19 protein-coding genes are annotated in these 18,748 nt (G+C 42.9%); all 19 read left to right on the top strand.

Annotated features, from left to right (window positions below; translation table 11 throughout):
• The first annotated feature begins 315 nt into the window (after positions 1 to 315).
• The 19 genes from hepT (at position 316) to TY49_RS09360 (ending at position 18,746) form a co-directional block, all read left to right on the top strand.
• Positions 316 to 1,278, top strand: coding sequence for a heptaprenyl diphosphate synthase component II (hepT, locus tag TY49_RS09450; RefSeq protein ID WP_041965668.1), 963 nt, complete (start codon positions 316 to 318; stop codon positions 1,276 to 1,278).
• 91 nt (positions 1,279 to 1,369) lie between these two features.
• Positions 1,370 to 1,816: a nucleoside-diphosphate kinase gene (ndk, locus tag TY49_RS09445; protein WP_041965667.1), complete on the top strand. Its 447-nt coding sequence runs from the start codon at positions 1,370 to 1,372 to the stop codon at positions 1,814 to 1,816.
• Between the two features lie 366 nt (positions 1,817 to 2,182).
• Positions 2,183 to 2,956 (top strand): CheR family methyltransferase, encoded by a 774-nt coding sequence (locus TY49_RS09440; RefSeq protein WP_041965666.1) that lies wholly within the window; start codon positions 2,183 to 2,185, stop codon positions 2,954 to 2,956.
• Positions 2,957 to 3,202: 246 nt separating this feature from the next.
• Positions 3,203 to 4,375, top strand: a complete 1,173-nt coding sequence (gene aroC / locus TY49_RS09435) for a chorismate synthase (protein WP_041965665.1) — start codon at positions 3,203 to 3,205, stop codon at positions 4,373 to 4,375.
• Between the two features lies 1 nt (position 4,376).
• A complete protein-coding gene (aroB, locus tag TY49_RS09430; protein ID WP_041965664.1) occupies positions 4,377 to 5,462 on the top strand; it encodes a 3-dehydroquinate synthase in 1,086 nt (361 codons plus the stop codon).
• A 1-nt stretch (position 5,463) separates the two neighbouring features.
• A complete protein-coding gene (aroH, locus tag TY49_RS09425; protein WP_041965663.1) occupies positions 5,464 to 5,820 on the top strand; it encodes a chorismate mutase in 357 nt (118 codons plus the stop codon).
• A gap of 104 nt (positions 5,821 to 5,924) precedes the next feature.
• Positions 5,925 to 7,028, top strand: a complete 1,104-nt coding sequence (hisC, locus tag TY49_RS09420; RefSeq protein ID WP_041965662.1) for a histidinol-phosphate transaminase — start codon at positions 5,925 to 5,927, stop codon at positions 7,026 to 7,028.
• Between the two features lie 13 nt (positions 7,029 to 7,041).
• Positions 7,042 to 8,148: a prephenate dehydrogenase gene (locus TY49_RS09415; RefSeq protein ID WP_041965661.1), complete on the top strand. Its 1,107-nt coding sequence runs from the start codon at positions 7,042 to 7,044 to the stop codon at positions 8,146 to 8,148.
• A 17-nt stretch (positions 8,149 to 8,165) separates the two neighbouring features.
• Positions 8,166 to 9,458, top strand: coding sequence for a 3-phosphoshikimate 1-carboxyvinyltransferase (gene aroA / locus TY49_RS09410; protein WP_041965660.1), 1,293 nt, complete (start codon positions 8,166 to 8,168; stop codon positions 9,456 to 9,458).
• A 338-nt stretch (positions 9,459 to 9,796) separates the two neighbouring features.
• Positions 9,797 to 10,702: a hypothetical protein gene (locus tag TY49_RS09405; RefSeq protein ID WP_041965659.1), complete on the top strand. Its 906-nt coding sequence runs from the start codon at positions 9,797 to 9,799 to the stop codon at positions 10,700 to 10,702.
• Positions 10,703 to 10,786: 84 nt separating this feature from the next.
• Positions 10,787 to 12,052 carry a tetratricopeptide repeat protein gene (locus TY49_RS09400; RefSeq protein WP_041965658.1) on the top strand — a complete coding sequence of 422 codons (1,266 nt, stop codon included), beginning with the start codon at positions 10,787 to 10,789 and terminating at the stop codon, positions 12,050 to 12,052.
• Positions 12,053 to 12,094: 42 nt separating this feature from the next.
• On the top strand, positions 12,095 to 12,649 hold the full coding sequence (locus tag TY49_RS09395) for a ReoY family proteolytic degradation factor (protein ID WP_041965657.1): 555 nt from the start codon (positions 12,095 to 12,097) through the stop codon (positions 12,647 to 12,649).
• Between the two features lie 779 nt (positions 12,650 to 13,428).
• Positions 13,429 to 13,884 carry a YpiF family protein gene (locus TY49_RS09390; protein ID WP_041965656.1) on the top strand — a complete coding sequence of 152 codons (456 nt, stop codon included), beginning with the start codon at positions 13,429 to 13,431 and terminating at the stop codon, positions 13,882 to 13,884.
• 156 nt (positions 13,885 to 14,040) lie between these two features.
• Positions 14,041 to 14,547, top strand: a complete 507-nt coding sequence (locus TY49_RS09385; RefSeq protein WP_041965655.1) for a QcrA and Rieske domain-containing protein — start codon at positions 14,041 to 14,043, stop codon at positions 14,545 to 14,547.
• A gap of 3 nt (positions 14,548 to 14,550) precedes the next feature.
• Positions 14,551 to 15,225 carry a menaquinol-cytochrome c reductase cytochrome b subunit gene (gene qcrB / locus TY49_RS09380; RefSeq protein ID WP_023627553.1) on the top strand — a complete coding sequence of 225 codons (675 nt, stop codon included), beginning with the start codon at positions 14,551 to 14,553 and terminating at the stop codon, positions 15,223 to 15,225.
• Positions 15,226 to 15,292: 67 nt separating this feature from the next.
• Entirely contained in the window at positions 15,293 to 16,051 is a 759-nt protein-coding gene (locus TY49_RS09375) for a menaquinol-cytochrome c reductase cytochrome b/c subunit (protein ID WP_041965654.1), read from the top strand.
• Positions 16,052 to 16,531: 480 nt separating this feature from the next.
• The gene (gene lhaT, locus TY49_RS09370; RefSeq protein WP_041965653.1) at positions 16,532 to 17,137 is read left to right on the top strand and encodes a lipoprotein heptaprenylglyceryl N-acetyltransferase LhaT; all 606 of its coding nucleotides are present in this window, start codon (positions 16,532 to 16,534) and stop codon (positions 17,135 to 17,137) included.
• Positions 17,138 to 17,206: 69 nt separating this feature from the next.
• Positions 17,207 to 18,004 carry a sporulation protein YpjB gene (ypjB, locus tag TY49_RS09365; protein WP_041965652.1) on the top strand — a complete coding sequence of 266 codons (798 nt, stop codon included), beginning with the start codon at positions 17,207 to 17,209 and terminating at the stop codon, positions 18,002 to 18,004.
• A 61-nt stretch (positions 18,005 to 18,065) separates the two neighbouring features.
• Complete coding sequence (locus tag TY49_RS09360; RefSeq protein WP_041965651.1) at positions 18,066 to 18,746, top strand: zinc metallopeptidase; 681 nt, start codon at positions 18,066 to 18,068, stop codon at positions 18,744 to 18,746.
• The last annotated feature ends 2 nt before the right edge of the window (positions 18,747 to 18,748 follow it).

The following is an 18,748-nucleotide window of genomic DNA, read 5'->3' as shown; positions in this document are numbered from 1 at the left end:
ATTTTTCTAAAGTTAAACTCTAGCCCGAAGACAGGCTAAGCGCTTTAACTGGGCCGTTCTGCAGGTGAATAAACCATCTGATATTATTATAAAATAGACCACGGCTGTCCTTTTCTTATTCGCTTGGCAAGGAAGGTCAGCCTGTTTTAATTCAGTATTAGCGTGATGTTGATGATGAGCGAAGCAGCTCAATATGGTTCAGGATATGAAGTAAACCAATAGCTTGGCCGATGGCAAAGCTCAAAGCATAAAAGAATTCTCCTGATTGCATTGTTTCATCAATGGATATCGAGGATGTAAAAGCTGGTGGATTATATGAAAATGAAGTTATTATATACATATTTAAATGCTGATTTGACATTGATAGAAAGAGAACTCGAAGAAGCAATCCAGGCGGAATCCCAGCTGCTCAGACAGGCAAGCCTGCACTTGCTGAAAGCTGGAGGGAAACGGATCAGGCCCGTTTTTGTTCTACTAGGCGGAAAATTTGGTAATTACGATATTGAGGTTATCAAGGATGTCGCTGTCTCGCTTGAGCTCATCCATATGGCTTCCCTTGTTCATGATGACGTTATCGATGATGCTGAATTGCGTCGGGGACAGCTGACTATCAAAGCTAAATGGGATAATAAGATCGCCATGTATACAGGGGATTATATCTTTGCTCGCGCATTGGAGCTTTTGACTGACATTGAAAATCCGACTGCGCATCAGATCCTCTCTGATACAATAGTGGAATTGAGTATTGGTGAAATTGAACAGATTAAAGATAAATATAATTTCGACCAGAATCTGCGTAATTATTTGCTGCGAATCAAGCGGAAGACTGCTCTTCTTATTGCTGCAAGCTGCCAGCTTGGTGCCGTGGTGTCAGGAGTTCCTGAACAGGACCATCGTAAATTGTATAAGTTTGGCTACTATGTCGGTATGTCCTTCCAGATTACTGATGATGTATTGGATTTCACGGGTACAGAAAAGGAACTTGGAAAACCGGCTGGTGGAGATCTTCTCCAGGGGAATGTCACTCTTCCTGTTCTGTATGCAATGCAGGATGAGTATATTAAAAGCCGGATCAGGACTGTCCATGAAGGTATGCCAAGAGAAGAACTAAATGAAATTCTGAAGCTTGTACAGGAGTCAGGAGCGATTGAAAAATCACTGGCGATCAGTGACCGCTATCTGGATAAAGCTCTTGAAATCCTTGAGGAGCTTCCGTCCAATAAGGCAAAGAAGTCATTGCGTGATATCGCGAAATTCATTGGAAAACGGAAGTATTAGCAAGTTGCGAATTTTTCAAAAAAATGATACTATTTCTAAGGATTGCTTTTGTAAGCGGTTCACATACATATAAGAAATAGGAGTGGAACTCATGGAAAAGACTTATTTGATGGTCAAGCCTGACGGAGTACAACGCAACCTGATCGGTGAAGTTGTAGCTCGTTTCGAAAAGAAAGGCTTCCAGCTAGTTGGCGCAAAACTTATGAACATCCCAAGAGAACTTGCTGAAGAGCATTATGGCGAACATAAAGAGCGTCCATTCTTCGGCGAATTAGTAGACTTCATCACTTCAGGACCAGTTTTCGCTATGGTATGGCAGGGCGAGAATGTAATTGCAACTGCACGCCAGATGATGGGTGCTACAAACCCTAAGGATGCAGCTCCTGGAACTATCCGTGGAGAATTCGGTGTGACTGTAGGCAAGAACGTAATTCACGGATCTGACTCACCAGAAAGCGCTGAGCGTGAAATCGGACTATTCTTCAAACAAGAAGAGCTAGCTGAATACAGCAAATTAATCAACGAGTGGGTTTACTAAGAAAAGCGTAAGCGGCTAATCTTTTAAATAAACTCCGGACACTTGTGAAAAGCAAGTGTCCTTTTTCTTTTGGCTTTGTTAGAGCTAAATGTTGTTTTTAACTCCTGTTGATTGTAGTGGAAGGCGCGAAGACTCCTGCGGGATGGGGAGACCCCACAGGCGCTTGAAGCGCCGAGGAGGCTCCCGGACTGCCCGCGGAAAGCGAAGCGCCTGGAACGAAAATCAACAGACCTTTTTAACTAAGCCATCCTTTTAAAGATGACAGGCGAGCTTTTTAGAGATGTAAAAAAATATATCACCCAAGATCCTATTTTTCGATATAATGAAAATGTCCAACTTTTTCTAGTAAAAATAAGGAGCAAAATGATGCCGCAAGACTATGAACACTTTATCTCGAGAATCCACCAGAAGACAGGTATAAACCTTGCTCTATACAAAGAAGCACAGATGAAAAGAAGGTTGACTTCACTATATCAAAAGAAAGGCTACTCATCTTTCAAGGAATTCTTTCAGGTACTTGATAAAGACCAGCAGCTCATGAACGAATTTCTGGATCGAATGACAATCAATGTATCCGAGTTTTATAGAAACGCGAAAAGGTGGGAAGTCCTCGATAAATCGATAATTCCTGAGTTATTAAGCAGAAACCCGAACCCGAAAATCTGGAGTGCAGCTTGTTCCACTGGAGAAGAGCCTTATACATTGGCGATGGTGCTGTCAAAACATATGCCATTATCGAGAATCCAGGTCCTTGCAACTGATATTGATGACAACGTCCTAGCCAAAGCGAGGCGCGGAGTTTATGCAGAAAGATCGCTGAATGAAGCCCCCAGGGAAATGGTGAAAAAATTTTTCCGGCAAGATGGTTCCTATTATACGGTGGAAGATGACATTAAGAAGACTGTTACGTTTAAAAAGCAAAATTTGCTTGCTGACCGTTTCGGCGGTCCGTTTGACTTGATTGTCTGCAGGAATGTCCTCATTTATTTTACCGAAGAGGCCAAGGAAAGTATTTACCATAAATTCAGCGCTGCGTTAAGGCCGGGGGGAATTCTGTTTGTTGGAAGCACTGAACAGATCTTCAATCCAGGTACATATGATTTTGAAACTGCAGATACTTTCTTTTACAGGAAAAAATAAGTGGAGGAGCCGGGATTCCGTGCTCCTTCTTGCTTTTTCCCCGAATGTTTGGGATTCAATGTCTGCATGTGAAGTGTTAAGACTGGAGTAAAGGAAGATTGTTTTTTTGCGAGTCAACAGGCTTCATGATAAAATGACTTCATTCTTGAAAAGGAATAATACATATTTCAAAATTTTTAATTTATTTCTGTTGAACTGTATGATATAGTAAAACAAATCCTTTAGCGAGTTGAAGGGGGAAAGTGTATGAGATATTTAACAGCGGGAGAATCACATGGACCGCAGCTAACAACAATTATAGAGGGGATGCCAGCAGGCATGCCGCTAGTAGAAGAAGATATAAACAAAGAGCTTGCGCGCCGGCAGAAAGGCTATGGCCGCGGAAGAAGAATGCAAATCGAAAAGGATCAGGTGCAGATCACTTCAGGAATACGGCATGGTCTGACATTAGGTTCGCCGATAGCCTTGGTTGTTGAAAATAATGATTGGAAGCATTGGACCGGGATTATGGGTCAGGAACCGCTCGATGAACAATCCGCTGATGAAGTGAAAAGGATAATTTCCCGTCCCCGTCCTGGTCACGCAGACTTAAACGGCGCGATTAAATATGGACATCGAGATATGAGAAATGTTCTTGAACGTTCATCTGCCCGTGAAACGACTGTCAGGGTCGCAGCGGGTGCTGCCGCAAAGAAACTACTGTCACTGCTGGGTATCGATTTAGTTGCCCATGTTGTTGAAATCGGGGGAGTAAAAGCTGAGAAGCAAGACTTCACATCACTGGAACAGCTTAAAGAAATAACAGAAGCTTCTCCAGTCAGATGCTTCGATTCAGATGCAGGAACGAAAATGATGGCAGCAATTGATGACGCTAAGCAAAATGGAGACTCTATTGGCGGTGTTGTTGAGGTGATTGCAGAGGGAATGCCTGCTGGAGTGGGCAGCTATGTTCATTATGACCGCAAGCTTGATGGAAAGCTTGCTGGTGCCATTATGAGCATCAATGCTTTCAAAGGAGTTGAGATTGGGATCGGTTTTGAAGCTGCCAGCAGGCCTGGCAGCCAAGTCCATGATGAGATAGCCTGGGAAGAGGGACGCGGTTACTACCGGAAAACGAACCGGCTTGGAGGGCTTGAAGGCGGGATGACAACGGGCATGCCAATTGTTGTCCGTGGGGTAATGAAACCAATCCCGACTCTTTACAAGCCATTGATGAGTGTCGATATCGAGTCAAAGGAACCTTTTGCCGCGAGCATTGAACGCTCTGATGCATGTGCTGTCCCTGCAGCAGCAGTGGTTGCGGAAAGCGTTGTTGCCTGGGAGCTTGCCTCTGCTATCGTAGACCAATTTTATGCGGATCGATTTGACACACTGAAGGCATCAATCGAAGAGCAAAGAAGGACTGCGAGGGATTTTTAAGATGCTGCAAGTGAATATCCAAACAAGTACAAAATCCTATCCAGTACACATCGGAAAAGGTGCAATTCAGCAATTACGCGATATTATTCATGGTGCTGAAGACAGTTACACATCTATCATGGTCATTACTGATGAAACAGTGGCACAACATCATCTTGATTCATTCCACGAACATACTGCTCTGGAAGGGATTATTGAGAAAATCGTCCCATCAGGAGAACAGGCGAAAACTTTCGATGTATATAAAGATTGCCTTTCATCAGCGCTTGAAAATAAACTTGACAGGAAATCGCTGATCATCTCTTTTGGCGGAGGGGCAGTAGGAGATTTAGCAGGATTTGTCGCCGCTACTTATATGAGGGGAATTCGCTTCATACAAGTCCCGACCACTATTCTTGCACATGACAGTGCGGTGGGAGGAAAAGTAGCGGTCAACCATCCTTTAGGCAAGAACATGGTTGGAGCATTCCATCAACCCGATGCAGTTGTTTACGATCTCGATTATCTGAAGACTCTCCCTGAACATGAAGTACGATCCGGCTTTGCTGAAGTAATCAAGCACTCATTAATAAGCGATGAAAACTTCTATTACTGGCTTAGGGAAGAAATTCAGTCTTTGGATAAAATGAATGACTCACAGTTGCTTGAGTTTTTGACAAAAGGCATCCAAGTAAAAGGTTCTGTTGTCGCAGAGGATGAAAGAGAAACCGGAATCCGTGCATTTCTGAATTTTGGGCACACACTAGGCCACGCAATTGAAGCTGAAGCAGGTTATGGAAAAGTGACACACGGTGAAGCAGTAGCCATTGGTATGCTATTTTCCCTTCAGTTGAGTTCACAATTGCTTGGGCTTGATTTTAATAGAGAAGCATTCAAAATCTGGCTTAAGAATCTTGGGTACGAAACTTCAATCCCAGCCGGACTTGCTAATGAGCAGCTGATCGAAAGAATGAAACAGGATAAAAAAGCTGTAAACAATACGATTCGTTTCGTTTTACTAGAGAAGATTGGAGTTCCTGCACTCATTGAAATAGAGGAAAAAGTATTGATGATGAACCTGAAGAAGTTTGTAGAAGAGGGGGAGTAAGATGATTAGGGGAGTAAGAGGAGCTATTACAGTAAACGAGAATGATGAGCAGGAAATCATTTCTGCGACTGAAAGGCTTTTAAAAGAAGCTATCGTTTCTAATAATATAGCTCCGGATCAAGTTGCTTCAATTTTCATTTCAGCAACTGATGATGTTGATGGAGCCTTTCCGGCAAGGGCCTTAAGGAATTTGGCCGGCTGGACGTATGTTCCAGTTATGTGCATGCAAGAATTATCCGTCCCCGGCTCGCTACAGAAGTGTATCAGAGTCATGATCCATTTCAACACTGAAAAAACACAGGAAGAGGTCAAGCACATTTATCTTGAGGGAGCTTCTGGACTAAGACCTGATCTTTAAATTTATACTTTTTCCTGAGCGCCAAACAGTGTATGATAAATACATGTTCTTTATCGCTTTAATTAGATAGTGGATTAAAGAGTAGAATAGTCGAGGTGGATAAGATGAGATGGAAAGAGCAGCTTTTAAAGCTAAAACCATACCAGCCTGGTAAATCGATTTCTGAAGTGAAAAGGCAGTATGGTTTATCAGAGATTGTAAAATTGGCTTCAAATGAGAATCCGTTTGGATCTTCAGAAAAAGTAAAAAAAGAAATCGCAGGCTTTGCTGGTAAATTTTCAGTATATCCAGATGGGTATGCTACCGAACTTCGTACACATCTGGCAGGCCATCTGGGTGTAAAAGAAGGAGAGGTCATTCTTGGCAACGGATCAGATGAAATTATCCAGATGATTGCCCGGGGTCTGCTCACATCTGAGACGAAAACTGTGATGGCTGCACCAACATTTCCTCAGTATAAACATAATGGTGTTATCGAGGGCTGTGAAATAACAGAAATCCCTTTGGTAAATGGTGCACACGATTTGGATGGGATGGCTGCTGCTATTGATGATCGGACCACAGTTGTCTGGTTATGCTCTCCGAATAATCCAACAGGGGTTTATATAACTGAAGAAGAATTGACAGCTTTTATGGCACGTGTGCCAAGTCATGTGCTTGTCGTGCTGGATGAAGCCTACTTCGAATATGTGACTGCGGAAGATTATCATGATTCTTTGAAATTGCTTAGACAATATCAAAATTTAATTATCTTAAGGACTTTTTCGAAAATATACGGACTTGCCAGCTTTAGGGTTGGTTATGGAATTGCCCATGAGGACACAATTTCAGCACTTGAGCCTGTCAGGGAGCCATTCAATGTAAACTCATTGGCACAAGCTGCGGCCATTGCTGCACTTGATGATCAGGATTTTGTAGAAGAATGCAAAAGAGAAAACCGGGCTGGCTTAGAGCAATTTTACCAATTCTGTGATAACGCTGGATTGAGTTATTATCTTTCACAGGGGAATTTCATTTTGATTAATTTTGAAAGGGACGGTCAGGAGGTATTTCAATACCTGCTTGAAAGAGGTTACATCGTTCGTTCCGGGACAGCACTCGGATTCCCTACTTGCGTAAGGATTACTATTGGCTCGAAGGAACAAAATCAAGGCGTTATTGATGTTATCAAACAATATTTGAGTGTTGATACTGTAATATCTAAATAAGGGTGTGAGTCTTATGGAAGGCCGCGTATTGATCATTGGTCTTGGTTTGATTGGCGGCTCTCTGGCGATGTGTATTAAAGCTCAGCATCCGGGGGCAGAGCTCATCGGATTTGATGCGGACGGAGATCAAATGGACCTGGCCATGATGCTGGGTGTCATTGACCGGGTAGCTGGAAGTATTGAAATGGAAGCTCCGAAGGCGGATTTAATCATTATAGCGACTCCGGTATTGACCACTGGAAGTATTATTGAATCTTTAGCTTCATTGCAATTGAAAGATGAAGTCATTGTTACCGACACCGGGAGTACGAAGGGATTCATCTCATTGATGGCATCCAGCTTAAGAGAAAAAGGAATTGCATTCATTGGCGGTCATCCTATGGCTGGTTCTCATAAAAGTGGTGTAGCTGCAGCGAAGAAAATCCTGTTTGAAAATGCATTCTATCTTCTTACAACTGATACAATGGTCAGAAGTGAGACAGTGGATCGACTAAAAGAATGGCTTTCTGGCACGAGGGCCAAGTTCCTCGAGGTATCCCCAGAAGAGCATGATTATCTTACAGGGGTGGTCAGCCATTTTCCGCATATCATAGCTGCTTCCCTTGTCCACCAGGCGTCAAGGGCGGAGCAAGGAAATCCTCTTGTCAACCGCCTGGCGGCTGGCGGATTCAGGGATATCACACGGATCGCTTCAAGCAGTCCGCGGATGTGGAGAGATATTCTTCTTCAGAACCGTGAAGTCCTTATTTATCTGTTAAATGACTGGCAGGATGAAATGGGAAGGGTAAAAGAATTATTGGTTACTAATGATAGAGACAGCATTTATGATTTCTTTGATTCAGCAAAAACATACCGGGATGGCCTTCCTGTAAGCGACAAAGGAGCTATTCCCAGTTTTTATGACCTATTCGTAGATGTTCCCGACTATCCAGGGGTGATTTCTGAAATCACAGGGTACCTGGCAGTTGAAAATATCAGTATAACGAATATAAGAATCATAGAAACTCGTGAAGATATATACGGCGTCCTGGCAATCAGCTTCCAGACACCTGAAGACCGTGCCAGGGCCAAGGAATGCATCGAAAAAAATACAGACTATGATATGTCTCTTGGAAAGTAGACTGAAGGAGCAGAAATATGTCCGTAAAAACACTTTTGACAAATAGAACCACTTTGGAAGGTCAGGTTAAAGTACCTGGCGATAAATCAATTTCGCATAGAGCAGTCATGTTCGGCTCCATTGCCAATGGAATTACCTGTATCGAAAACTTCCTGCCCGGAGAAGACTGTTTAAGCACGATTTCCTGCTTCCGTCAGCTTGGTGTTGATATTGTCCAGAATGGGAGCGATGTAACAGTCACCGGAAAAGGTGCGGACGGGTTGAATCATCCTGAGGATACGCTGTATGTCGGGAATTCTGGAACAACCATCAGGCTGATGATGGGAATCCTTTCGGGATTGCCTTTCACATCAACCCTTGAAGGTGATGATTCGATTGCCAGAAGGCCGATGACTAGAGTGACTCTTCCTCTCGGCAAAATGGGTGCAAGTATTACGGGAAGGAATAATGGCGAATTCACTCCGCTGACGGTGGAAGGCCAAAAATTACACGGAATTACATATGAACTGCCAGTAGCAAGCGCGCAGGTGAAGTCGGCGATCCTCCTTGCCGGGTTACAGGCTGAAGGTGATACAATTGTTATTGAGCCAGTGAAAACAAGGGATCATACGGAGCGCATGATCAATCAGTTTGGCGGCAAAGTAGAGCGTGATGGTGAAGTTGTTAAGGTAACTGGCGGACAAATGCTAAAGGGTACACATATAAATGTACCTGGTGATATTTCATCTGCCGCCTTTTTTCTGGTGGCGGCCGCAATCATGCCTGGGAGTGATATCATACTCCGGAATGTTGGTTTGAACCCTACAAGAACGGGTATAATCGATGTGCTTAGCGCAATGGGAGCAGATTTCATTATCGAACCATACGAAAGTGAAGCAGCTGAACCTGCTGGGGATATAAGAATTAAGCATTCTAAACTCAAAGGTACAATAGTCGAAGGTGATCTGATTCCTCGATTAATCGATGAAATACCGGTCATTGCTTTGCTGGCAACGCAGGCAGAGGGAAAGACAGTCATTAAGGATGCAGGGGAATTAAAGGTTAAGGAAACAAATCGAATTGATACTGTTGTGAATGAACTCAAGAAACTAGGAGCAGACATTGAGGCTACAGAGGATGGCATGATTATACAGGGAAATCAAAGCCTTGATGGCGGGACTGTATCAGCACATGGGGACCACCGGATCGGAATGATGCTGTCCATCGCTGCCCTGCTCTGCAAAAGGGATGTCAGACTTGAGCAAAGTGAAGCGGTCGCTGTTTCTTATCCTGGTTTTTTTGATGACTTGTATTCACTGGTGCGGAAATAAACAATATATGTCTTGAAGGCCAATCATGATAAATGGATGGCCTTCTGTCTTTTAAAAAGGCTGTTCTCGTAAAGATTGTTGTTAAAAACCTAAAGCCGATTTTAACGTAATATATACCCATTTTGCAGGTCGGTATTAAGTTTGCATGCTCTTTTCTCAAAAGAAGCGTCAATTTTACAAGGAATATAGGTAATTCACTCCAATTTAGTATTCAATAGCAACAAAGTTTGAGAAAAGAGCCTTTAAAAAAGGCTGCCTTTGCTATAAAAAGGACTGCTGTCGTTATATTCCCGGAATTTCTGCATAGTTTGTCATAAGACCGATAAAGGAGTGGTTTTATGGCTTACATTATAGATAATGTCCATCTCTTGAAGGGACAAGCTTTCACAGATACAAGTATGCTGGTGGAGGACCAGCGAATCATATCGACAACATCCAAATTTGAACGTTATAACTATATGAGGATGGATGCTGACAACTATATAATGACCCCAACCCATGTCCTCTTTGATACGAACCTCCCTATAAAAGAATCTTTTAAAGAGAGAAAAGAGTATTACCTGAATAATTTTATACTAAAGGGCAGCACAGTTGTATTTACAACAGTAAAAATCCAATTTGAACGGCAGCTCGAAGAAAAGCTTAAGCAGGCGAAATGTGATTTGTTAGACAGTCCTATCGATTTTGTTCTGGGGGTCAGCATTCCGCCTCGGTTACTGAATCCCGGATTTATCCGGAAGTGTAAGAAGATGAAAGTCCCTGCGATTTTTCTGGAGATCGACGAGATGAACACTCTGAATACGATGCCATGGGGATGGATCAAGGAAGCGCTGTTTCCCTATAACTGTCCAATCATTCCAATCTTTCCTGAAAGTAAGCATAAAAAAGGGAGGCAGCTGCAGCTCAATGTCTGGAGCGATTTGATGAAAAAAGAGAAGGTTCCCGCTGTGTATGAAGACTTAGCGAATCCAGGCCCTGTGTCAAGGTCGATTTTAAAGAAGACAGGAATCTTCCCTGAAAAATCAAATCTGCATAGTGGCGGAGAACTCAGCTATAATCTCTATACTATAAACCCGGAAACAAAATACCGTGATGAGCACGGGTTGTTTTTTCAATCGAAGCATCTTGCGGTGACTGTGGACAAGGGAAAAGTCATTCGAGCGGGTGCCGAGGTTTATTATCGGCCAGGAAAGGGAGAGAATGTTATAATTAAGACACCAGGATTTTTTACAGACAATTACTAAAAACTCTTCAGGCATTGCTGGTTAGACAGCTGTATGCAAACTGGCAAATATAGATTAGCCTAAAGTAAGGATAGGATGATAGAGATGGTCGCAGTAGAAGAAATTACAAATTATATCGAAAATGGACAGCTTGAAAAAGCAATGGCTGCTTATCAAAGAATTCTCGAAAATGGCAGCGACGAAGAAAAATTCCTCCTATCAGAGGAGTTATTCCGCTTTGGTTTCATGGAAGAAACGGAGGCCTTAATCGAGAGTTTATTGAAGAATTATCCGGATGAGGGTGAACTCCATGTTTTGCTCGCTGAAACCCGGATTGAAATGGGCAAAGAGGAAGAGGCAATGCTTTCGCTTGAAAAAGTTGACGAAGAGGACCCTTCTTTTCCTCAAGCGCTGCTTCTATTGGCTGACCTGTATCAGATGGAAGGTCTGTTTGAAGTGAGTGAAAAGAAGCTGCTTCAAGCTAAAAGGCTTTTACCGGAGGAGCCAGTCATTGATTTTGCTCTTGGTGAGCTGTACGCTTCCCAGGGGAAACTTGTTGAAGCCATCCAGTATTACGAAACGGTGCTTAAGTCACATGAAGAGATTGGCGGAGTGAACATCAACCAGCGAATGGCCGAAGCGTTAAGTGCAGGCGGATCGTTTGAGGACGCACTCCATTATTATGAAAAAGCGCTAGAGCAAAAACTGGAAATTAATACATTGTTCGGCTTTGCTTTTACAGCCTTGCAGGCAGGCTATAATAAAACAGCGATCGATAAGTTTGAGGAACTCAAAGCTCTTGATCCTGAATACCATTCCCTATACCTCTATCTTGCCAAAGCTTATGAGCGAGAAGAAATGGTCCAAGAGGCATTCGATGCAGTGAAGCAGGGAATCGAGCAGGATGAGTTCAATAAGGATTTATACTTTTATGGTGGCAAATTAGCACTCAAAATTCCCGATGAAGAATCTGCAGAAAAATTCCTTCGTGAATCAATCGCTCTAGATCCAGGATTCATGGAAGGAGTCCTTGTCCTGAACAAACTGCTGCTTAAGCAGGAACGCTATGAAGATGTACTTGAGCTTGTGCGGGCAGCTGACATACACGAAGAAGAAGAGGAACCACAAATTCTTTGGGATGAGGCAGTTGCTTACCAGCAAATTGAAGATTTTTCACAGTCATTAAACAAATACCAACTAGCATATACTTTCTTTAAAGACAACAAAGAATTTTTGACAGACTACGGATATTTTTTAATTGAAGAAGGAAAAATGGCCGACGCCGCCGAAATTTTTAGTAAGTTAGTTGAAAAAGAACCTGGCAATGAAGAATTCCGTGAATTGTTGGAACGCATGACGGAGAATCAGTAACCTTAACAAAAAATTTGAGTTATGCAGAGGAGGGATTCAAAAATGACAACCCCTGTATCTGTCAACGAGAAAAAGGATTTTATCCGCTGGTTTTTAAACCATTACCAGCTGAAGAGGCGGGAATGCGTTTGGATCCTTAACTACTTGATGAGCCATGACCAGCTGATGGAAAAAGTGCACTTTGTGGAAAATGCACAATATTGTCCAAGGGGATTAGTGATGTCGACCCATTGCGTGGATGAAGTACCATTCCGATTCTTCAAAGAAAACGTGATGACGACTGATGCTGAAAAGTCTTTCCATGACATTCGTTTGAACAGGGAAGAAGAAATTTACATCCAATTGAATTTCCACGCTTCAAACAAAGCCCACCAGTTTGCGGCCGTGCTGGAAGAAAACCCTTATGTTCCAGGCCAGCTCCAAATCAGTGAAAGTGACAAGATGGTAGCAGAGAGATTTCTTGAGGAGAGTATTCAAAAATTCCAAAAAGACAAACTGCTCACCATGATCGACGAAGCACTGGACAGCCAGGACCAGGAAGCCTTCGAACATCTCACAGAACAATTAAAAAGATTGGGCGCAGTCAATTCGTTATAGCTTGCTTTTGATAGCAGGCTTTTTATTTTGTCTGGTATTAGCACTTGAGTCGCTGATTTGGGCAAAATCATTTTCTTTTGGACAAGAACTTAACGGGCTGGTGTGAAAATGCCCAAACCTGTTCCTACTTCGGACAAAACAAAAGGGAAGGTCTGTTGAAATGTCCGAACCTGATCCAACTTCGGACAAAACTCAAGGGAAGGTCCGTTGAAATGTCCGAACCCGGTCCTACTTCGGACAAAACACAAGGAAGATGCCGTTGAAATGTCCGAACTTGATCCTACTTCAGACAAAACTCAAGGGAGAGGCTGTTGAAATGTCCGAACTTAATCCTACTTCGGACAAAACTCAATGAAGAGGCCGTTGAAATGTCCGAACTTGATCCTACTTGGGACAAAACTCAATGAAGAGGCCGTTGAAATGTCCGAACCTGATCCTACTTGGGACAAAACTCAATGAAGAGGCCGTTGAAATGTCCGAACTTGATCCTACTTCGGACAAAATTACAAGAAAGAATCGCGGAAGTGTCTGAACTTGCCCTCACTTCGGACAAAACCACAAAGGAGTGACCATGGAAATGTCCGAACCAACCCTCACTTCAGACAAAACGCAATGGAGGAGCCGCGGAAAAGTCCAAACCTGACAAACCATTCGAAAACGAGTTTTAATCGTGATATTATAGGTATGGATTTAATAGCAGGCTTTTCGTCGTAGAGTATCTTATGTAACTCATTTAAGTAGAAACGACAGCGGCCTAATAGAATGATGGAGTTGGTTTTATGAGATGGGTGGCAGCAGATGTTGAGATGTACCAGAAAGCTGCGGAATATGTTGACACGGCGATCGTGCCGCTATTGCCAGTTTCTTTCGGGGATGACATGAAACAAAATGCCTCGATGGCAGAGTTCATAGGAATCCTTACTACACAGCTGGAAAAGCAGTTTAAGGGACGTATCTTCCTATTTCCTGATTTTGTATACATAAAAGGACATGAAGCAAGCATAAAAGCCCTGAAGGAATGGGAGAACACTTTATTGGACAAGCAGTTCAAGCATGTGTTTTATGTTACCTCTGACAGTAGCTGGAGGCAGCAAGAGAAGGAGTTAACTGGTAACCTGCTATGGCTGCCGTCATTGTCTTTGGAGCATATGCAGGAGCAGCAAAAGGTGTCCATTGTGGAAGACCAGGTAAAACAGCTATTATCCTTGTTCACTGAGAAATGGCAAGAGGATTAATCTTGATGTTATTTTTATCACTGCAAAAAATGTTTTCAACATAGTATTATATTGATTTTGTAATGAGATTGATATATCATGGTTATGTCCTAGTTTTAAAATGTGTTTAAATTATGTCCGTTGGGGACTTAACTTGGGAATAGAGGGGGGAATAGCGTGAGTAAGCATCGTGTTTCAAGACGTCAATTCTTAAACTATACTCTAACAGGTGTAGGCGGTTTCATGGCTGCAGGGATGCTGATGCCAATGGTTCGTTTTGCCGTTGATCCTGTACTTAAGGGTGAAGATGCGGGAGATTTTATCGCGACTCCATTGAAGATCGCAGATATTACAAATGAACCGCAAAAAGTAAACTTTAGCTTCACACAAAAAGATGCGTGGTATGAATCTGAAGAAACTGGAACTGCTTGGGTATTCAAGAACGAAGGCGGGGAGATTGTTGCCCTGTCACCAGTATGTAAACACCTCGGTTGTGTTGTGGACTGGAATACGGATAAGAAAAATCCAAACATGTTCTTCTGTCCTTGCCATTACGGCCTTTACGAAAAGGATGGAATGAACGTGAAAGGCACACCGCCGTTGGCACCATTGGATGTTTATCCAACCAAAGAAAAAGACGGGTTCCTTTATGTAGGAAAAGCCGAACCACGAAAGGGGGCGTAATCTTTGTTAAACAAAATTTACGATTGGGTAGATGAGCGTTTAGATATTACGCCTTTGTGGCGCGATATCGCAGACCATGAGGTTCCTGAGCACGTTAACCCGGCGCACCACTTTTCTGCGTTCGTGTATTGCTTTGGCGGTCTGACGTTTTTCATCACTGTCATTCAGATTCTTTCCGGAATGTTCCTGACAATGTATTATGTGCCGGACATCAAGAATGCATGGGAATCTGTCTATTATCTTCAAAACCAGGTAGCGTTTGGACAAATTGTCCGCGGAATGCATCACTGGGGTGCGAGCCTTGTCATCGTTATGATGTTTTTACATACGCTTCGCGTGTTCTTCCAGGGCGCTTATAAGAAACCTCGTGAATTGAACTGGGTTGTCGGAGTTTTAATTTTCTTCGTAATGTTAGCTCTTGGCTTGACAGGATACTTGCTTCCATGGGATATGAAAGCATTATTCGCAACAAAAGTTACATTGCAGATTGCAGAAGCTGTCCCATTGATTGGGCCATATATTAAAACATTACTTTCCGGACATTCAACGATCGTTGGTGCACAAACCTTGACTCGTTTCTTCGCGATCCACGTATTCTTCCTGCCTGCTGCACTATTAGGCTTAATGGGAGCGCACTTCTTGATGATTCGTAAGCAAGGTATTTCTGGTCCATTGTAAAATTCGAATGAAATAGTTGTGCGAATAGAGATTCGCCAATGATACGGAAAAAGGAGGGGATTGCTCGATGCATCGTGGTAAAGGTATGAAGTTCGTAGGAGACTCACGTGTCCCTGCAGAACGAAAGCCTAATATTCCGAAAGATTACTCGGAATACCCTGGCAAAACGGAAGCGTTTTGGCCTAACTTCCTGTTGAAGGAATGGATGGTTGGTGCTGTTTTCCTAATTGGATTCTTGAGCCTGACAATTGCTCATCAGCCTCCGCTTGAGAGGATTGCCGATCCTACGGATACAGCATATATCCCGCTGCCAGACTGGTATTTCTTATTCTTATATCAATTGCTTAAGTATTCTTACGCTTCTGGTCCATTTACTGTAATTGGGGCTTTAGTTATCCCGGGTCTTGCATTTGGAGCGTTATTGCTGGCTCCATTTATTGACCTCGGACCTGAGCGCCGCCCGTCAAAGCGTCCGCTTGCGACAGGCTTTATGCTGTTGTCAATCGCTGCTGTTTTCTATCTTACTTGGGAATCAGTTGATCACCATGACTGGGAAGCCGCAAAGAAGCAAGGGCAGATTGTCGATGTCGAAATTGACAAGAACTCTGATGGTTACAAAATTGCACAGGCTCAGACATGTACTTCTTGCCATGGAGGCGAACTTGCCGGTGGTGCTGCAGCGCCTAGTCTGTTAGATTCAAAAATGAGTGCAGAAGAAATTGCTGATGTTGCCAAGAATGGTAAAGGAAGCATGCCTGCAGTCTTCAAAGGATCGGACGAAGAACTTCAGACGCTTGCTGAATTCATCGACGGTCTTAGCGAATAATATGTCAAAGAACCTGCAAGGAAACTTGCAGGTTCTTTTTTATAGTTAAGGAATTTATAAAATTATTGAGTTGTGACTAACTCCATGAAGTTTTCTTAATCCAGCTCCAGCGCCTAGCTTCTGGAGTCGCTTCCGTCCGCCCTATGAAGTCAAAGAATAACTTCACTGTCAGGCCCTCCGAGGCACAGGACGTGCTAGACCCTCCAGCCACACGATGTGGCGTTTTAGGTGGGCAGCGCTTGTCGGGGCTGAACTAGGCGATTGCGCTTTTTGTTCTGCTTACTTATCTAGCAGTTTACACGCTGGACCTGTAACGTACATATGCAAATGTGTTTTTGACAGATAAACACTCCACAGGGTAGGGAATTGAAAATCATTTAAGTGAAAAACTTTTGAAGTAAAATCAGACAAGGAAAACTTGGCTTATTTTCTATAAACTGTAATAATAGTGATAGAAAACTTGGATTGGAGATCGTCAAAATGTTTAAAAGAATATACCCTTTACTAGGGAATAGATCTGTATTATGGCTGTTATTTTGGGTGAATGTTTTGGGGACAGCTTACGGGTACTATTGGTACAAGTGGCAGCTTGTCGATACGCCACCGCAATTTCTTCTTTTCGTACCGGATAGCCCGACTGCAAGCTTGTTCTTTGTCTTCGTGTTAGGGGCATTCCTGAAGGGGAAAAACTGGCCGCTTATGGAAGCATTGGCTATCGTTAGCCTAGTCAAGTATGGCCTTTGGGCGGTAGTGATGAATTTAATGGTATTCTTCGTTTCTGGTCAGCTTGATTGGATTGGGCTTATGCTGATGGCATCCCATTTTGCGATGGCAGTGGAAGGTGTCTTATATGCTCCTTTTTATCGAATAAAACCATGGCATTTGATTGTAGCTGCAGTTGTACTTCTTCATAATGAAATCATTGATTATGTTTTTGAAATGATGCCAAGGTACCATACACTAGATTTGTATATGGACCAGATCGGGTACTTTACATTCTGGTTAAGTATTTTCTCAATCGCCGTTGGGTATTACTTCGCGCTGCGGCCAGATCGATTCACACTTTCACTAAAAAGATCAAGATAACCCCTGAATTTTGGTCTAACCTTGTCCACCCTCTCATACATTTTAATAGTATTTAGAGGGGGGACAGGAATGAGAGCAAAATATTTTATATTCATTTCGGTGCTTTTGTTATTGATTGCGCCGTTTGCAGCATACGCAGAACCACAGTCGCCTGTTGAAGAACTGGATAATATATCAGACCAAGCACTGCAAATGGTGAAACTGCACCGTTATGACGATGCTAACAGATTGTTGAATCATTTTTCAGAAGAATTCTTGCTAGTAACAGGAGATGGACGGCCATTTACTATGGATGAACTTAGGATTATTACTGTGGCACATGATGAAGCCGTTGAGGCGGTAGCAAACGCTGATTTGGGACATGCTGAAAGGATGAACAGAGTTACAAAATTCAGGCTTGTAATTGACGCAATTGCTTCCACTCACCAGCCATTATGGACAGAGATGGAAGGGCCCATCATGACGGTTTTCAATGATATGAAGACTGCTGCATATGAGGGTGACAATGACCAATTTCATGCGAACCTTAATTCATTCCTGTCATTATACAATGTGATTTATCCGAGCTTGAAGATTGACATCAATCCGGAAAGAATCCAGAAAGTTGATGCTAAAGTCAGCTTTATCGATCAGTACCGGCCTCAAGTATTGCAAGAAGCTTCAAGCCAGGAAGAACTTGAATTGCTCGAATCGGATTTGCAGAATATCTTTGATGATATGACGGAGGATGAAGCAGACCCATCGCTGTGGTGGGTAATGATTTCAACTGGAAGCATCATAATCCTTACCTTGTCCTATGTAGGCTGGAGAAAATATAAAGGCGACCATGATAAAAAGAAAAATGTCCAAAAGGAACATAGGAATTGACATCGTATTCTACTATTAATAAAATAGTGATAACATCATGAGGTGTAAGGGGAGGTACTAGATGTCTATAATAATCTATTTTGCGCTTATTATTTTGATCCCATTATGGGCTCAATTCAAGGTAAAAGGAGCATACAAGAAATACTCAAAGATGGCTTCTTCGTCCCAAATGACTGGAGCGGAGGTAGCTCGTAAAATTCTGGATGATAATGGTTTATACAATGTTGGCATTGAGGAAACCAGGGGTTATTTAAGTGATCACTATGACCCGCGTTCAAAGGTTGTCCGTTTATCTTCAGATAACTTTTTCGGCCATTCAGTAGCAGCTGCTGCTATTGCTGCTCACGAAGTAGGGCATGCGATGCAGGATGCTGAGGACTATTCGTTCCTCAGGTTCCGCCATGCGCTTGTTCCTGTGGCAAGCCTGGGTTCAAACTTTTCCTGGATCCTGATCCTGATTGGGATTTTTGCTGAATTAAGCGGACTGCTTTTGCTTGGTATCCTTTTCATGGCAGCGGCCGTTGTGTTCCAGGTCGTTACTTTGCCCGTTGAATTCAATGCTTCAAACCGCGCAATGGAGCAAGTGGTTTCAGCTGGAATCATCAGGAATGATGAAGAGAGAGAAACCAAGAAAGTACTAAATGCCGCAGCATTGACATATGTAGCTGCAGCAGCTGTTGCAGTACTTGAACTTGTTCGTTTAGTAATGATTTACACAGGTATGACTAGTAGTGAAGAATAAAA

The organism is Mesobacillus selenatarsenatis SF-1 (assembly GCF_000813125.1).
GTDB classification, from domain to species: Bacteria; Bacillota; Bacilli; order Bacillales; family Cytobacillaceae; genus Mesobacillus; species Mesobacillus selenatarsenatis.
This window is presented reverse-complemented; position numbering and strand designations above follow the sequence as displayed.

Bases quoted from the DNA above. Each gene is read 5' to 3' on its own strand.
- hepT (WP_041965668.1), top strand. From the start codon at position 316: ATGAAAATGAAGTTATTATATACATATTTAAATGCTGATTTGACATTG.
- ndk (WP_041965667.1), top strand. From the start codon at position 1,370: ATGGAAAAGACTTATTTGATGGTCAAGCCTGACGGAGTACAACGCAAC.
- TY49_RS09440 (WP_041965666.1), top strand. From the start codon at position 2,183: ATGCCGCAAGACTATGAACACTTTATCTCGAGAATCCACCAGAAGACA.
- aroC (WP_041965665.1), top strand. From the start codon at position 3,203: ATGAGATATTTAACAGCGGGAGAATCACATGGACCGCAGCTAACAACA.
- aroB (WP_041965664.1), top strand. From the start codon at position 4,377: ATGCTGCAAGTGAATATCCAAACAAGTACAAAATCCTATCCAGTACAC.
- aroH (WP_041965663.1), top strand. From the start codon at position 5,464: ATGATTAGGGGAGTAAGAGGAGCTATTACAGTAAACGAGAATGATGAG.
- hisC (WP_041965662.1), top strand. From the start codon at position 5,925: ATGAGATGGAAAGAGCAGCTTTTAAAGCTAAAACCATACCAGCCTGGT.
- TY49_RS09415 (WP_041965661.1), top strand. From the start codon at position 7,042: ATGGAAGGCCGCGTATTGATCATTGGTCTTGGTTTGATTGGCGGCTCT.
- aroA (WP_041965660.1), top strand. From the start codon at position 8,166: ATGTCCGTAAAAACACTTTTGACAAATAGAACCACTTTGGAAGGTCAG.
- TY49_RS09405 (WP_041965659.1), top strand. From the start codon at position 9,797: ATGGCTTACATTATAGATAATGTCCATCTCTTGAAGGGACAAGCTTTC.
- TY49_RS09400 (WP_041965658.1), top strand. From the start codon at position 10,787: ATGGTCGCAGTAGAAGAAATTACAAATTATATCGAAAATGGACAGCTT.
- TY49_RS09395 (WP_041965657.1), top strand. From the start codon at position 12,095: ATGACAACCCCTGTATCTGTCAACGAGAAAAAGGATTTTATCCGCTGG.
- TY49_RS09390 (WP_041965656.1), top strand. From the start codon at position 13,429: ATGAGATGGGTGGCAGCAGATGTTGAGATGTACCAGAAAGCTGCGGAA.
- TY49_RS09375 (WP_041965654.1), top strand. From the start codon at position 15,293: ATGCATCGTGGTAAAGGTATGAAGTTCGTAGGAGACTCACGTGTCCCT.
- lhaT (WP_041965653.1), top strand. From the start codon at position 16,532: ATGTTTAAAAGAATATACCCTTTACTAGGGAATAGATCTGTATTATGG.
- ypjB (WP_041965652.1), top strand. From the start codon at position 17,207: ATGAGAGCAAAATATTTTATATTCATTTCGGTGCTTTTGTTATTGATT.
- TY49_RS09360 (WP_041965651.1), top strand. From the start codon at position 18,066: ATGTCTATAATAATCTATTTTGCGCTTATTATTTTGATCCCATTATGG.